This window comes from Vibrio sp. OPT41, assembly GCF_015163595.1.
Classification (GTDB): Bacteria; Pseudomonadota; Gammaproteobacteria; order Enterobacterales; family Vibrionaceae; genus Vibrio; species Vibrio alginolyticus.
Map to the genome: position 1 here is coordinate 287,064 of NZ_JADDYH010000054.1, position 14,327 is coordinate 301,390.

At 41.6% G+C, this 14,327-nt stretch carries 12 protein-coding genes and 1 pseudogene; 10 read left to right on the top strand and 3 right to left on the bottom strand.

All coding sequences use genetic code 11. The features are described from left to right. Positions 1 to 9: 9 nt before the first annotated feature. Genes IQP38_RS20025 through IQP38_RS20035 form a run of 3 tightly spaced genes read right to left on the bottom strand, consistent with a single transcriptional unit; the run spans position 10 to position 5,224 of the window. Entirely contained in the window at positions 10 to 462 is a 453-nt protein-coding gene (locus tag IQP38_RS20025; RefSeq protein WP_005373369.1) for an Lrp/AsnC family transcriptional regulator, read from the bottom strand. A gap of 31 nt (positions 463 to 493) precedes the next feature. Continuing rightward, positions 494 to 3,883 carry a type VI secretion system membrane subunit TssM gene (gene tssM, locus IQP38_RS20030; RefSeq protein ID WP_104976197.1) on the bottom strand — a complete coding sequence of 1,130 codons (3,390 nt, stop codon included), beginning with the start codon at positions 3,881 to 3,883 and terminating at the stop codon, positions 494 to 496. Between the two features lie 27 nt (positions 3,884 to 3,910). Next, positions 3,911 to 5,224, bottom strand: coding sequence for a type VI secretion system ImpA family N-terminal domain-containing protein (locus IQP38_RS20035; protein WP_017633754.1), 1,314 nt, complete (start codon positions 5,222 to 5,224; stop codon positions 3,911 to 3,913). Positions 5,225 to 5,727: 503 nt separating this feature from the next. On the opposite strand from IQP38_RS20035, the gene IQP38_RS20040 reads away from it, so the two are divergent. The 10 genes and pseudogenes from IQP38_RS20040 to IQP38_RS26985 form a co-directional block, all read left to right on the top strand. Continuing rightward, positions 5,728 to 6,327: a hypothetical protein gene (locus tag IQP38_RS20040; RefSeq protein ID WP_017633753.1), complete on the top strand. Its 600-nt coding sequence runs from the start codon at positions 5,728 to 5,730 to the stop codon at positions 6,325 to 6,327. Positions 6,328 to 6,336: 9 nt separating this feature from the next. After that, a complete protein-coding gene (locus IQP38_RS20045) occupies positions 6,337 to 7,830 on the top strand; it encodes a type VI secretion system-associated FHA domain protein (RefSeq protein ID WP_193837944.1) in 1,494 nt (497 codons plus the stop codon). Next, a complete protein-coding gene (gene tssJ, locus IQP38_RS20050; protein ID WP_005386118.1) occupies positions 7,823 to 8,323 on the top strand; it encodes a type VI secretion system lipoprotein TssJ in 501 nt (166 codons plus the stop codon). Before IQP38_RS20045 ends, tssJ begins: the two co-directional genes overlap by 8 nt. An 11-nt stretch (positions 8,324 to 8,334) precedes the next feature. After that, positions 8,335 to 9,660 carry a type VI secretion system baseplate subunit TssK gene (gene tssK, locus IQP38_RS20055; protein WP_193837945.1) on the top strand — a complete coding sequence of 442 codons (1,326 nt, stop codon included), beginning with the start codon at positions 8,335 to 8,337 and terminating at the stop codon, positions 9,658 to 9,660. Then, on the top strand, positions 9,657 to 10,448 hold the full coding sequence (gene icmH / locus IQP38_RS20060) for a type IVB secretion system protein IcmH/DotU (RefSeq protein WP_005373354.1): 792 nt from the start codon (positions 9,657 to 9,659) through the stop codon (positions 10,446 to 10,448). The genes tssK and icmH overlap by 4 nt, the downstream gene beginning before the upstream one ends. 147 nt (positions 10,449 to 10,595) lie before the next feature. After that, the gene (locus IQP38_RS20065) at positions 10,596 to 12,119 is read left to right on the top strand and encodes a PAAR-like domain-containing protein (protein WP_193837946.1); all 1,524 of its coding nucleotides are present in this window, start codon (positions 10,596 to 10,598) and stop codon (positions 12,117 to 12,119) included. Then, complete coding sequence (locus IQP38_RS20070) at positions 12,119 to 13,000, top strand: AHH domain-containing protein (protein WP_158173435.1); 882 nt, start codon at positions 12,119 to 12,121, stop codon at positions 12,998 to 13,000. The genes IQP38_RS20065 and IQP38_RS20070 overlap by 1 nt, the downstream gene beginning before the upstream one ends. A gap of 4 nt (positions 13,001 to 13,004) precedes the next feature. Next, positions 13,005 to 13,610, top strand: a complete 606-nt coding sequence (locus IQP38_RS20075) for an imm11 family protein (protein WP_029826410.1) — start codon at positions 13,005 to 13,007, stop codon at positions 13,608 to 13,610. Between the two features lie 2 nt (positions 13,611 to 13,612). Then, the gene (locus IQP38_RS20080; RefSeq protein ID WP_158173436.1) at positions 13,613 to 14,104 is read left to right on the top strand and encodes a hypothetical protein; all 492 of its coding nucleotides are present in this window, start codon (positions 13,613 to 13,615) and stop codon (positions 14,102 to 14,104) included. 36 nt (positions 14,105 to 14,140) lie between these two features. After that, positions 14,141 to 14,320, top strand: a pseudogene (locus IQP38_RS26985) (hypothetical protein); the annotation flags it as partial. Positions 14,321 to 14,327 lie beyond the last annotated feature (7 nt).

Below are 14,327 nucleotides of genomic sequence, written 5' to 3' on the forward strand. Positions count from 1 at the left end.
CAGAAAAGCTTAACGACTGATCGGCTGATGCAGTACAACGGTAGTATCAAGCCTTTGAATGCCGTTAAATGATTCAATTTCATTACAAAGATGATGAATAGACTGCAGGTCGGGCGCTTCAATTAGGGCAATAATATCAAAGTTGCCACCAACAACGCTCGTTAAGCGAACCTCAGGGATTTCTTTAAGTGCATTCGTTACATCATTCTTCTTACCCTTTTCACAAGAGATCAGTAGATAACTAGCGGCTTTTCGCCCTTCATTTTCTACACGAATCTGTGCGGTATAGCCTTTGATAATACCGGTCTTTTCTAAACGATTAATTCTTTCTGCTACTGCTGTTCGAGACAAACCAATGTTTCGGGATAGATTTGCAATCGACTCTCGCCCATTCGACAATAGACTTGAAAGTATTTTTCGATCTAATTTATCTAAACCTTGTAAAGTCATGTTTGAAATCATGTGTTCTGCCTATTTTGTTTTTATATTGTTATTAAATCGACTCAGGGAGCGTAAAGTTATACAGCTCAGCAAGAGTGAATGGGTTTTTCTGTGTCAACGGAGTGATGCGTAAGCTCAAGTCCCTCCCTGACACTTTTATGTCACTGACAAAGCTGCCGTTATGAGTGTTTGTCAAGGTCGAGTCACCTAGCAATCTGTATATCGCCCATTGACCACTCTTATTTAAAACGTGCTGTCTGCCTTCATCGGTTACATCCTGGAGTGTGATACTAATATTGAAGTCACCATTTTGCGGTGGCCATGCCATTTCACGAATGCGGCTTGGACCGTGGTAGTAACTTATATTGGTATCTGCAATTTTTAAGCTCGCTCTAATCGCACTAGAATCAAGATCGAGTACTCTTGCACTAAACGGAATATGAACGCGGTTAGTGCTTTTATTAATTAATGTGTCTCGAATAACGTTATAGTTACGCAGTTGCACTAACAGAGCCGGAGAGATTGGCATCGTCTCGCCATCCACCTGTTTTGGCGTCCACAAATTGGTATCGTAGAACGGTGCAAAATTTTTCTGAATAAATGTGTCTAACAAGCCACCTGAAGCAAACAGTAATTCAAAATCTTCAATTGAGATTTCCTCGGTCGCTGTTAGATCAAATGGGTATCGTCCTAGCCCTATCTCTTTAAACTTGGTGTAAATCTCGCTGTACCATTGGGTTTGAATGCCTTTAGCGGACTCTTTAATCATGACTGACCAGCTTTGTTGAACCACATCTAACAACCAGCTACGAACGGGTTCCGGTGATTTTTGGGCAATCTGTTTAAGTTTTATTAATGGGTCAGCTTCACTGCTGTTCATTCGATGCTGAGCTGCCGCTAGCGCCGCCATTTGCGGGTCAGGTGCATCAGCAATGTCTTTCATATACGTGCGAACACGGCTTAGCGCTGTTACGGTCTCATCCCAAGGAGTAGGGGAGTTTGGTGTTTCACTGACCTGAAGTTGGTTTAATAAGTGAAAAGCTTGTTCAACACGTTTCATCAACAAGTAATCAGGCTTAACTACTTCCTCTACTGCGTCTGATGCGGAGTCTGCCGCTGCCACGAGTTTCGGGTCTAGCTTTGAAATCAGAGCATTTTTTTCACCAACGGGTGAAAATTGTGTGTTGGCATAGACCTGCTTCAGTACGGTTGTCATTGGTGAAGAAGGGCCCGAGATTAAGTCTATCGCGTTCGTTAGATCGCCGACATTGTCATAGTTCTGGACTTTTAGTTCACTCAGCGCATTGCGCCAATTACTGATGTAGTCGTCAGTATATTTTTTACGTACTTCCTCTTTGAAGGCTTCTTGTTCTTCACTAGTAGGAATAACGTGTTGTGACAGACCTAAAACCCAGTTGTCACTGATGACTTGTTGTGACATTAGGTCCACGCGTGGTCGATAAAAAGTGCTAAAACCAGTGGAGGTATAGATCTTATCTACGATCAAGCGTTCGCTATCGATTGGTGTGTTGAACACATTACTAAACTCAAAACCCACAGCTCGTTGCAGATCTAGGGTTCCTAAATCAATCGAATTTGCTTCGTTTAAAATGCCTGCATAAACGAGATCAACATTCGAATTTGCTAGCAATGAGCGACGTGTTGCGCGAACAAGATCCATATTGATATCAATTGGATCAAACTGTGTGCGAAAGTAAGCGTCCAAATAGCGCATCGCCTGATTGACGACGTCATTTTGGTTGCTCAAGTCGTTCATCATTTGGAGAGTTTGATGACGCAAAAAACGGATATCACGCTTTGTTGGATCGTTTAGCATTAGATACCCCTTCAATAGAGGTAAAGCGCGTGTAAAAGTGTTTTGATTTTGTGTCAGTTGTAGACGGTAACCTTTCTCAATGAGAGGTATCAACTGTTGAGCAACGTCCTTAAGTAATGCTTCGTAAGCGATGCGAGTGCTTTGATCCAAACGGCTAATGTTGAGTGGTAATATCTCTTCATCCAAAGCCTTAGAACCTTTAAGCCACGCCCCATAAGAAGGCTCTATTGCTTTCGTCGCCTTCGCTAAAAGCTCATCGAATCTTGCATCTTGCTCCACTTGTGATTTGTCATCGATACTCAAGAGTTGATTCATCACATGTAAGTTACTGTCTAATGTCGTGAAAAAGAAGTAACTGCCCCCAGTAAGCAGGATAATAGAGCCGAGTATTGCCAAACGGCTTTGTCTCTGAATTAGACGAAGATACGTCTTGTTTTCGCCCGCAAAGTCGCTTTCCGGCAATATTTGTGAATCAATCAGAAAGCGAGAGAAATAAGGCGTTTCTGTTAACTGAGTATGCTCTGACGCGATAATAGGTAAGTTGAAGTAATTACTACAACTTTTTGCAAGTAAATTGTACTTGCGACCGCCTTGCAGACTCGAACTAAAGAAAATCTCACGGATGTCTAGTGAATAGACACCGTTGTTAACATCACATAGACGCTCAAGCACATAGCTGACTTCAGACTGACATAGCTCAAACTGCTTAGGGAAAGCGAGTATTGCTTGTTTCTCATCAATGTCCGTTGAATTAGCGGATGCATCTAGCGCATTACTTTCAAGCACTCTCACTAGATTTCGATAGCTATCGCGGTAGTACTCTGCAAATACACCTTTGGCTTCTTTTAGTGGGATAGAGAGGAACTCAACACGTGTCTTGAGAGAGCTAAAGTGCATGTATTCTTTAAAGCCGTCTAACTTGTCTAGCTTTGACATAATCAAATAGATTGGCAATGCTGAAGACGTTTTAGAGTTGATGGTACTCAAGCGCGCCAATAACGACGAAATGGTGTACTCTTTTTGCTCTGGCTCAGAGACGATCATGAACTCGAAATCGGTGAAGAATAGACACCCAGAAAATGGCTTTCGAGGTCGATGATGAATAACTTCTTCAATGAACGTATTCCATAAAGAAGCATCACTGCTTGATACTTCCTGGAACACTAAGCGTTGGTCTGGTTTGATGTACACAGCGCTGTCAGATTCGTACCATTCAAAAAAGTCATTCTTAGCGGTTCTAGTGCGATCCATCGGTTTAATTGCACTAGAATTAAATAAAAATTGACGTCGCCCTGACCCTTTATTACCAAGCATCAGGTAAATTGGTTTCTTGCCTGAGTTAGCAAGAAGAGGCTGGATAACCATAGAAAGTGCTTCTTCCTCGGTTTCCAAATGTTGAGCTTTAGCGTTGTTCTTTTTCTTCAACCATAATGTGAATTGAAAAGTGACGTAAACAATGGCGATAGCACCAAGGGTCAGCCAAAGATAAAGTTGATCGATTTCGTCAAGAAAAAGCAGATAAATAGTGGTGATAATTGCAACCACTAAAAACATCAATATAGTAGAAATCACCACTGGATTTCTAAACAGTTTTTGTTTGAACATAAGCCTAAAACTTCTTTAATTGTATTGTTATTTATTGTCAGTTTTTTCAGCTTGTAGCTGACTCAATTTATATAGGTAGATGTTCAGTAAAAGGGTTGCGCGGTCAATTTCCTTTTGCTGTGAATACTTTTCAGCGTATTCAATACGACCTAAAAGCGGGAATAACGAGTTACTGTATTCGTACGCCTTTTCAGAGTTCTTATCTACATTCTGTCTAGCTACGTTGGCAAACACCGTTCTTGCGTCTGAGAATCGCTTATAAACATCCATAAACTGGTCTTCTAAATGGGCGCTCTGTGTCAAAAAGTTTTGACGTAGCTGCTGTGCAGAAGACGAATCCGGATAGATTGCGATTAATTCATTGGTCAAGCTATCGAGCTCGCTGACGTTACTTACTTTTGCCGAGTCTAAAAACCAGTTATTCATCATAATATCGACACGATTAATGGCCTGCGTTTTCAATGACTGAGCATATTTTTTATTTTCGTAATCTAACGAGGCGACCAAATTTACAAGTTCATTAAGTGAAGCTTGATTAATTTTTTGCTCCAATGTTCGATAACGTTGTTGCTCGTACATGAAATGTGAACATATCGCAGTAACAATCAAACCAATAACGAAGTAGATCATAAATCGACCAGACTTTGCCGGTGATGCTTTCTCTTGGCTATTTAGGTTGGGTGATGACACCGGTGAGGGAGAGGGAGACACATTCACTTTAATTTCAGGTGCCTTCTGCGTTGCTGCAGGAGCGCTAGTGTTGGCTTGTTTTTTCTCGCGTAACTCAGCCGCAATTTGTTGTTCTTTTATCTGCTCAATCCATTGATTCAAAATACGGCGAATGCGACCTAATGACGGCGCTTCAATACCGTAATGAAGACGAAGCTCTTCCTCAATCCTCAAGCATAATTGATGTGCTGCCTCTATCAATGGAAGCTCTTCTGGTAACGCCCGATGCTTATTAATTCGTTTTTCAGTATGCTCTACCATCCATTCAATAGCGCTCATTCGTGCCTTTGACTTTGAATGCTCTGGATACGCGTTGAACCAATATACGACACACACATCAAGTATTGAGTTTAACCCTTCAACAAGGCCTCTTAAGCCGTCGTTATAGGTTGACGCAACGGTAAAGTAACAGCAACAACGTAGGTCTTTCGCTTGGGTACTCAAGATCTTTTTTGAGAGTGTTTGAACCGTTTTCCACGAGACTCTCCCTGTGACTTTATTCAGGTTGTTTATTTGACGTTTAATTTCGTCAAAATCCTCAGAACCATTAGGATTAGAGCCGCTTGGGTTATTTTCATCGATTGGTCTTCGAGCGAAGTCGGTAAAAAACATAAGGAAAGTTCCAACTGATCATATAGAAGTATTAAGTTATATAGGATTTCACTACTGTTATATTAAATTATAAGCAGTGCACATCTGCCGCAATTCTATAGACAAAATAAGCGGATTAGATAATAAAAATTCATTAAAAGAAATTAAATTACTTTTAGTGTGATCTTTGTTCATAATATTAATATCAATAGTTAAGTCTATTTATAAGAAGAAACTTATATATGAAGATAAGAACGTTGATTAAAAAGTAACTAAATTGTTATCGGAGATTACGTTTTGTTCAATTATCAATCAAATTCTGTTACTTCTATTTAAATAGAAAGATTTACTGTCTCGTCACTTAATCTGTAGTCGGTTCTTTAGTTTTTGTTTGTAGGTAAAACAACCAACCTGATAGTTGAAATGTATTAAATTATAGGTGTTTTTTTAGGCTTATTGAAAAAGAGAATATAATTGATATCTTTCGCCTCTAAGTAGAATATCGGTTTTCCTAGAGGGACGAAATGCTAAAACCAAGTCAAATTGGGCTGATTTCAGCCATGTGTCTATTTTCTTCTGTTGCAATGGCAAAAGGGGAGCGATATGGACTCTCTACCAGTATGTTGACTATCGATAGCATTAAATACGATGAAGGTAAAAGTGGTGAGCAGGATACGCTTAGGTTCGGCTTGGTTCATACTCGTCCTATTGATGAAAACAATAACCGTTGGCGTTGGTGGTTAGGGCTAAACTATCTAGCAGAAGATATTGAAGCGCCAGCAAACGGCTTATATCAAGAAGCGACGAACTATGAACTTCGTGTTGTTCCTCAATATGCGTTGACTTCTTGGAGTGTTTTCACGCCATACGTTGGTGCGGGCTTGTCTGTCGGTTACTCGCAATATTCTAATCGCTGGCAAGTAGACCAAGAGGGCTATCGTTATGAGAGTGTTGAAGACATCGACCAGTTTGAGTTAGGTGCGGTTGTGACCCTTGGTACTGCTATAAAGTTAGGCAGTAATCCTGACGCCCATATACAAATTATCCCGCAGGCCTCTTATATCCTTCCGGTTGTAAATGATGGAATTGGTGGGCTTGAACTATCAGTTTCTTTGCTCTTTTGAGGTTCGTAAATGTACTCAAATCAGCTAGTTTTATTTATCTCAAAGTGTCCAGAGGAATACACCGGTGCAAAGCATATTGAAATGCCTGAAAGTGGTGGTTCGATAGGTCGTTCCCCAAGCTGTAGCGTGTCTTTAGCCGATCACAACCGCTTTATATCGGGCACTCATTGTTTGCTCAGCGTGTATGGAGATACCTACTATATAAGTGACGTATCAACTAACGGCACAATGGTAAATGGGAATAAAATACTAAAAAATCAACCCGTTGCGATAGTTGATGGCGACATCATTTCTTTAGGGCAATATGAGATTGGTGTTTCTCTTGAGCACGTTACCTCAACACTAGACATCGCCGCTGATATTGCTCCTGAGCGAGTATCTAGCGATCCTCTGGTTAGTCTAGGAGATGCGGTTGTCGAAGAGGAAGAAAAAGTCGGTGCCTTAGAAGATTTGTTTATGGAGACTAAACAGGATGACATTGATTGTCATGATCCTGTTGCTCACCTTAACTTTTCGATGCAGCGAGATGACGATTATTTAATTCGTGATAATGAGCGTACAGAATCTGAACAACCTAGAACCGTGGAAAGCACACGTCAGGTGGTCGATGACAGTTTCAGTATATATTCCGAATTCGATCAGCCAAGCCTAATCCCTGAAGACTGGATGGCTGCGGAAACCAAGAGTAACGCATCGGTCAATGATGCATTAGCGCCAGAAAGCGGTAAGGCACATAGAGCCGATATTGCCTCAGCTGAGGTGATGCAACCTGGCACGGTAGCCCCAGATAGCACGATTCAAAGACAACATCGTACGCATAATGTTACTGAGATGGTCGTAGAACAGGCTAACACAGGGTCAAAATGGGAAGAGATGACCCAATCTTTTACGCCTTCTCCTAACACTAATCAGCAACTTCAAATACCTACGGCAGAGCACGCGATAAACAGTACGACGAAAGCACAAGTCGATACTGATGCGGCCGTTTGCTCTCAAGATATAGCGCAAGCGTTTTTTGATGGTTTGGGTATTCGAAGCCCAGAGTTGATGACAAACGAGGCGCAGTTATTCAAGCAAATGGGCACTTGCTTGCGTTTATGTATTGATAACCTACAGAAAGAGTTGCACGAAGTGGAATCGTTAAAAGATGAGCAGAGTGCGAGTGAGGCTAACTCGAACATTGCAGAGCTAATGCTTACTTTGAATAGTCAGCAATTACTGGCTCCAAATGAACTGGTTGAACAAATGCTCGATGAGCTGAACGACCACCAAGTTATGTTTAACAAAGCACTGAATGAGCTCATTTTAGAACAGTCAGAAACGAACGATCCCGTAGCATTTGCTAACAGGGTCGCTAGCCAGTCTTTGTTCTCAACTAAGTCAAAGCTGTGGGCCGAATACCTAGATTTCTACACTAATAATCGTCGCCTGCTTAATGAAACATCCTTAAAAGGGCTGATTAAGAAAAACTATAACAAAGTGATTAAGGGAAACCATGCGTAGTATCGCCGTATTACTCGGATTTGCCATGTTGTCCGGTTGTTCCATGTGGGATCAATTTAAAGAGTCCACTGGTATCACACCAGAAACTTCGTCGATTGAATTGGTTATTGAGGCATCACCTGTACTCAATGTGAGAAATGGGGGCCAGTCATCTCCAGTTATTCTCCGTCTTCACGAATTAAGTTCGCCAGTATTGTTCCGAAGCTTAGATTTCTTTGCCTTGTTTGAGAGCGATAAAGCGTCGTTGGGTGATGAGTACATCAAACGTTACGAATATCAAATACAGCCAGGTGGAAAAGTTCATGAAATGCTAACGCTAGACCCTGACACTCGTGCCGTCGGTTTTTCAGTGGCTTTTCGTGATATTGATGGTTCGTCATGGCGAAAAGTGGAAGTTATTGAAGAGAAGAGCGAGTACTACATCAAGCTCAAGTTAGAGGGCAGTGAGTTAATTTCTGATAACACTCGCGGCATTGAACAGGTTTACTTTTAAGGGATAGAAACATGTCTTTATACAATCCAGTTGTTTGGCAAGATGGAATGTTCATGAAGCCGCAGCATTTTCAACAACTCGATCGTTCGCAAAGTAAACTATCGAGCCTACTGAGTGCCAATGCATCGCCTTTGCATTGGGGAATTAAACGTTTAGAAATCAACTCTCAGTTACTAGCACTGGGTAAAATCGGTATTACTCGTGCTGAAGGTATTTTACAAGACCGGACACCATTTGAGCTTCCGTTGCTTGCTGAGCTGCCTGAAGTGAAAGATGTAGATCCTTCGATTGCCGATAAAGTCGTTTATTTGTGCTGTCCGTTACCATCGGAACGTTCTGAGTTGTTTGGTACCAAAAAAGACGGTGCGCGCTATACGATGGAATCTCAAGAAGCGGTTGACGCTTGTTATGATTCGGAAGACATGGCAAATATCGTCGTCGGTAAGCTTAACTTTTGCTTAATGTACGATCATGAAGATAAGAGTGCTTACACGTCTATTCCGATCTTAAAGATCTCAGAAGTGAAGCCTGATGGCAGCGTGATCTTAGATGATAGTTTCATTCCTACCTGTATCGATATTCATGCGTCGACAGTACTGAGTAAATTTGCGACCGAGTTTGCTTCTATGTTGAAGCATCGCGCGGAATCGATAGTCCAGCGATTAGGGGTGGTGGATCAACAAGGTGTATCATCGGTTTCTGACTTTATGCTATTGCAAGCGCTCAACCGATACGAACCCTTGTTTTGGCATTTCGCCAGCACAGAAGCTGTGCATCCTGAGTCTTTGTATCGAATTCTTCTTCAGGCAGAGGGTGAGCTTTCGACGCTGTGCTCAACGGCACGCCGACCTATTGAGTTTACGAAGTACAATCATGGTGATCTTACTAGCTGTCTTTCTCGCGTCCTAGACAGTGCGAAAATGACATTGAGCGTGATGTCTGAGCAAAGAGCAATTCCACTGACCTTAAAAGATCAGAACTATGGCATCAGAACGGCAGCAATCCCTGACAATAAGATCATTGATACGACAACCTTTATCCTCGCAGTTAAAGCCGACGTGACCTTGGATGTTCTGCATACCCAGTTTGTCAGCCAAACGAAGATCGGTTCTATCGATAACATACGTGACTTGATTAACCTTCAACTGCCTGGGATTGAGATTAAACCAATGCCAGTTGTGCCACGCGCGCTGCCGTATCACGCTGGCTACACCTATTTCGAGCTCGATAAAACGGGCGAAGAGTGGATGGCATTGAAGAACACTGCTGCGATTGCGATTCACGTTGCGGGCGATTTCGCTAACTTATCATTGCAACTTTGGGCCGTTCGTCTATGAGTTACGCAGAAACCGACGTCACCGTAGTCTTATTCCAACCAGAGCCTGGCAAACCAATGGAGGTAATGCCAGCGCCTGACTTGTCGAGAAACATCGCAGTACAAGATCTATCTATCGACAACATGGGTATTAACCCGCTAGTGGACCAGTTCTCATGGTTGATCGCCAGTCTGTCTTGTATGTCTTCGATCCCTTGGCTTGATGACCCGATGCCATTTCGTGAACAAGTGGCACGTGAGATTCGAAAAGGTGAACGAAAACTTAATGAAATGGAGCTCGATCGTGCTTCGGTTCTTGTTATTCGTTACTGCTTGTGTGCGGCGATTGATGAATCTGTTTGTCGACAAGAGTGGGGGGCAAATAGTCACTGGAGCCAGAACAGCTTACTGTCTGAATTCCACAACGAAACATCTGGTGGTGACAAGTTTTTCGTTATTCTCGACCGCTTAAAAGCCGACCCTCGCAAATACCGTCACGTTATAGAGTTTCTCTATTTATTGCTTCAACTTGGTTTCCAAGGCAAGTACGGCCGTGAAGAGCGTGGCAACGAAAAGTTAGCGGAAATTGGCAGCACCATTTATCGATTAGTGCGAGATGACCGCCTAGCAGAACAAGAAAAAGTTTCTTTAATCAACCTTAAAGCTAAATATCTAAAGAAGCCGTTAAAAAGGGTAATTTCACCCAAGCTGATCTTAAGTCTTAGTGCGATGACGTTTGCGCTTATGTATGCGGCAACCTACATCGTCATAGACTTAAAATTTCAGCAACTGCTTGAAATGTATAGATAACCAGAGATCTAAAATGAGATCTTCTGCCAGTTTTAGGGCTTATTGTGAATATCACTGGTCTTTTAGTGAAATTCACTAGTCATTTAGAGAGGTTGCAGTTTGCGATCTCTTTTATCATTCAATCAATAAAATTCAAATGGATTGGTTATGGGCGTAACAGTTGGTGCGAATGGACTTTCGATAGTTCATAAAGGCTCAGGTGGTGAAGCGAATGCAACGCTCCCAGATGTTTGTTTAACTAAGGTCGGCAAGCCAGTCGTCCCTATCCCTTATGGCAACAATGCTAAATCAGCAGACCTTGCTGGTGGGACTACGACAGTCTCTATGGATGGCGGTAACAGTGTCGCTATCAAGGGCAGTACGTTCTCAAAAAGTACCGGCGATGCGGGCGGTGACAGAAAAGGCGTTTCCTCTGGCACGATAGAAGCTGAAGCAAAATTCATTTCAGCCTCACCAACGGTTAAATTTGAAGGTAAGGGCGTATGTCGCCTGTCCGATCAAATGACCATGAACAAAGCCAACACTATGTGTTTGGGTGGCGCACAAAACCCATCGGTTTCTGTTACGGAAGATCAGGAAGGGACGTACACGGTTGATTTGTACCTCTCTTACTCAGACGGCGAACCCGTTCAAGGCGCAACTTACACTCTCACAGATCAATCTGGCGCCGTATTTGAAGGAACATTAGACAACAACGGTAAAGCATCGGTTGGTGGTGTTGCTCCGGGTGAGTTTGCCATAGAGTATGGTGAGGACAGTCGCGATTTTATGCCAAATGTTCCAACCAAGACTAACCCGAACTTTGATCCAAGTGCAAACGCGCAGCTAATTATTGAAGAAGCTAAGCGTGGAGAAGTCGGTTTCTGGGAGAATGCGTGGAAGAGAATGTCTGGTGCTGCAAGCTGGGTTTGGGGCGTCATTCTTGGTGACTTTAACGATGATGCCTCCGTAGAACAGATTATTGCCAATACGGCCCTGACCATGATCCCTGTTGTCGATCAAGCAGCAGATGTCCGCGATTTATCAGCGAACATTATGACGTTGTTGAATGAGGAAGAACGTGAAAAGTCGGAAAACTGGCTAGCTCTTTCATTAACGCTTATCGGTTGTGTCCCGACATTTGGTAGTGCAGTCAAAGGCACTTGTAAAGTTGCGTTAAAAGGCGGTAAAGGAACATCAAAAGATACTTTGCTGGCCGTTTTAAGAGGCATGGGTAAAGGCGATCCAGAAAAATTTTTGCGCACGTTAGATTGGGTGGATTACGCGAAACAAACCAGCCAGATTGTTACCGATGTTCTAAAACCTTGTATTGAAGTGGCAACCGAGTTGGCTTCATACGCAAACAGAATGGGCGCAGATGAGCTCGGTGCGTATTTCTTAAAGTTAGCGGATGAGGTAAAAATCATCGATAAGATGGTGCCGGACAAACTTAAAGAAGCGATGGGCGAGTTTGATAAGCTTTTTGCTCGCATCTTAGGTAAGGGTGAAAAAACATACCCAGCAAAAGTAAAACATAATACCGGCGAGTCTGCTCAGTCAGGAAAGAACTCTGCAAAGGCAAATGAAGAAAAAGATAAAAAGCCTGTTAGGTGTAAGATTTGTAAAAGAGTTGCTGGCAAAAAAGAGGGAGAGTGCGCCGATGCTCTAAGAACAAAAGGGAAGAACAAATAGTGAAAATACAAGAAGCGAACCCTAGCAATACGGTGAAAGAGTTTGAAGGTGATGTATTTCGCCAAACTGACTCTTATAAGTTAGCCAGTGCCGATATTAGAATGTCCCACCCTCTGAACCTTAAGTCAGGCACTCTCGATGCACACCATATAATCAGTGATATGGTTGTTAATAATCTAGCAACCTTTAGAACATTACAAATGCAACGAAAAGGTTGGTCGATGAATCATGGAACCAATCTAGTTTTACTATCATCAGATGAAGAAATTTGTTGTTATTACGAGACTCCTCAACATTCTTCTGGCCATACTGATTCAAGCATTTCGAACTCTTTTTATGGCACTAAAGCGAAGATGCTTAAAGAGTCATCAAAGATAAAAGACAAAGGGCTTAAAAAGTCTATCGATTCTACAATTGGTTACCATAAAGTAGTTGCGATAAAGTTAGCATTGACATTGAACAAATTGAATTGCGACACTGATTACTTAATCTATGTCGATGAGATTGATGACATATCGAAAAAAATACTTGGTTATATTTCGAACTTTAAACTGCTGCTAAAAGGTGATGGAGTTAGGTTTAAGAAAGGAAACATAGGATGTGGTGTATGTAGTAGTAGAGACGCTCACTTTACGCCCGGAGGCTTCAAGTTTTTCAATAAACGGCGGGACATAGCAGAAAAGGATTCGCATACAAGAGAAAGCGAAGGCTTGGTTAAGTCCAACATCACGTATCAAAAAAATAATAAAGAGTACAGTACTTCAGTCAAACACAATATGGTGTATGAAAATTTTTATAAACAAGTTGAACCAAAAGAAGTAGTAAAAAATATGATCTTTGATAGAAGTCGGAATAGGTTAAAGAACGTTAAGGAATTGTAAGTATATGGGTGGTGAAAAACTAGCTACGTTTAGTGAAAACTTATTAGGTAATGATATTTTTGCAAAACCAATTGATGGAAGAGAATTTTTATATTCCATTGACAAATATTTACCAGTTTCAGCTTTAGACGCAATAATCTGGACTGCTGGTGACCATGATCTTGAAGATGTCCCTGATATAATCGATAAAGGTGATCGATTAGTTTCTAGACTGGTAATGGAAGCTATTATGGCGTGGGATCCTTATGGTGTGATATTCCTACCTGCCGAACTGCATTCCACTTGTAGGCAACTAACGGACTTTTTTATCATGTCGGTTAATAATACTATCGATGTTATTAACGAGGAAGACAGTTTTGTGTTTATGGAAGATAAATCCCACATAGGACTACCTCCTAAAGTAGTAGTCTCTGAGCTATATATATCTGAGTCGAAGTACAATGCTATTGAATCACATAAGAAGCATATATTTAGAGTGCAAGGCTCAGATGACACGATTTTCTTTTCTACTGAATTGGTTGATAATGTTTGGGAAATCGCAGAGAAAAATGGCGCAGTAGGTCTCGTGCAAGAGCCATTTGATTTTGATGAAGAGGCACCTGTATTTTAATTATGAAAGAACAATATCATTTACTAACTAAACAAGACCTAGTTAACTTTCCATTCCAGCAAAGCCCTAAACCAATAGTGCCAGTAGAGCCCGATTTACTTTTGGAAATGACCTTTTCTCCAAAGCTATTTATCATCAGTGATATTGCGTCAAAAGTGGAGAAACTGGTCGTACACGGAGTAGAGTGGTTAGACGCTCGAGTGGATTGTTCTCCAAGCCAGCCATCTGATGATGAAATTAAAGTTTACGAAGATTATCGTATGCCTTACATCCATCAAACTTATAAATTGACGGATAAAGAAAAACAATACGGCAAGTTGAACTGGTTAGACATCGAGTCAACGGAGTTTGATTTCTCTAAAATAGAAAATATTCCTTTAGAAGAACGATTAATATTTAAGCTAGAAGAAGACTTTGGCTTAGTTTTCATTCACCAGAGCGTGATTGACCTTCTTAAAAAAGACGTCAAGGACGTTTGGGTAAGGGATGTATAATGATAAGCGCCGAAAGGCGTTTTTTCATTTGGCACCATATTTAAATCAGTAGTTCAAGCGAATGGAACGCTCCGAGATGTTTGTTTAACAAAGGTCGGCAAGCCGAACGTTCTTATCCCTTATGGTAACAATGTTAAATCAACAGGCCTTTCTGGTGGCACTAAGACTATCTCTATGGATGGTGGTAACCGTGTCGCGATTAAAGGCCGTTCGTTCTAAAAAA

What these genes read in the sequence shown, in the direction of transcription:
- IQP38_RS20025 (WP_005373369.1), bottom strand. Translation starts at nt 462, where the DNA reads ATGATTTCAAACATGACTTTACAAGGTTTAGATAAATTAGATCGAAAA.
- tssM (WP_104976197.1), bottom strand. Translation starts at nt 3,883, where the DNA reads ATGTTCAAACAAAAACTGTTTAGAAATCCAGTGGTGATTTCTACTATA.
- IQP38_RS20035 (WP_017633754.1), bottom strand. Translation starts at nt 5,224, where the DNA reads ATGTTTTTTACCGACTTCGCTCGAAGACCAATCGATGAAAATAACCCA.
- IQP38_RS20040 (WP_017633753.1), top strand. Translation starts at nt 5,728, where the DNA reads ATGCTAAAACCAAGTCAAATTGGGCTGATTTCAGCCATGTGTCTATTT.
- IQP38_RS20045 (WP_193837944.1), top strand. Translation starts at nt 6,337, where the DNA reads ATGTACTCAAATCAGCTAGTTTTATTTATCTCAAAGTGTCCAGAGGAA.
- tssJ (WP_005386118.1), top strand. Translation starts at nt 7,823, where the DNA reads ATGCGTAGTATCGCCGTATTACTCGGATTTGCCATGTTGTCCGGTTGT.
- tssK (WP_193837945.1), top strand. Translation starts at nt 8,335, where the DNA reads ATGTCTTTATACAATCCAGTTGTTTGGCAAGATGGAATGTTCATGAAG.
- icmH (WP_005373354.1), top strand. Translation starts at nt 9,657, where the DNA reads ATGAGTTACGCAGAAACCGACGTCACCGTAGTCTTATTCCAACCAGAG.
- IQP38_RS20065 (WP_193837946.1), top strand. Translation starts at nt 10,596, where the DNA reads ATGGGCGTAACAGTTGGTGCGAATGGACTTTCGATAGTTCATAAAGGC.
- IQP38_RS20075 (WP_029826410.1), top strand. Translation starts at nt 13,005, where the DNA reads ATGGGTGGTGAAAAACTAGCTACGTTTAGTGAAAACTTATTAGGTAAT.
- IQP38_RS20080 (WP_158173436.1), top strand. Translation starts at nt 13,613, where the DNA reads ATGAAAGAACAATATCATTTACTAACTAAACAAGACCTAGTTAACTTT.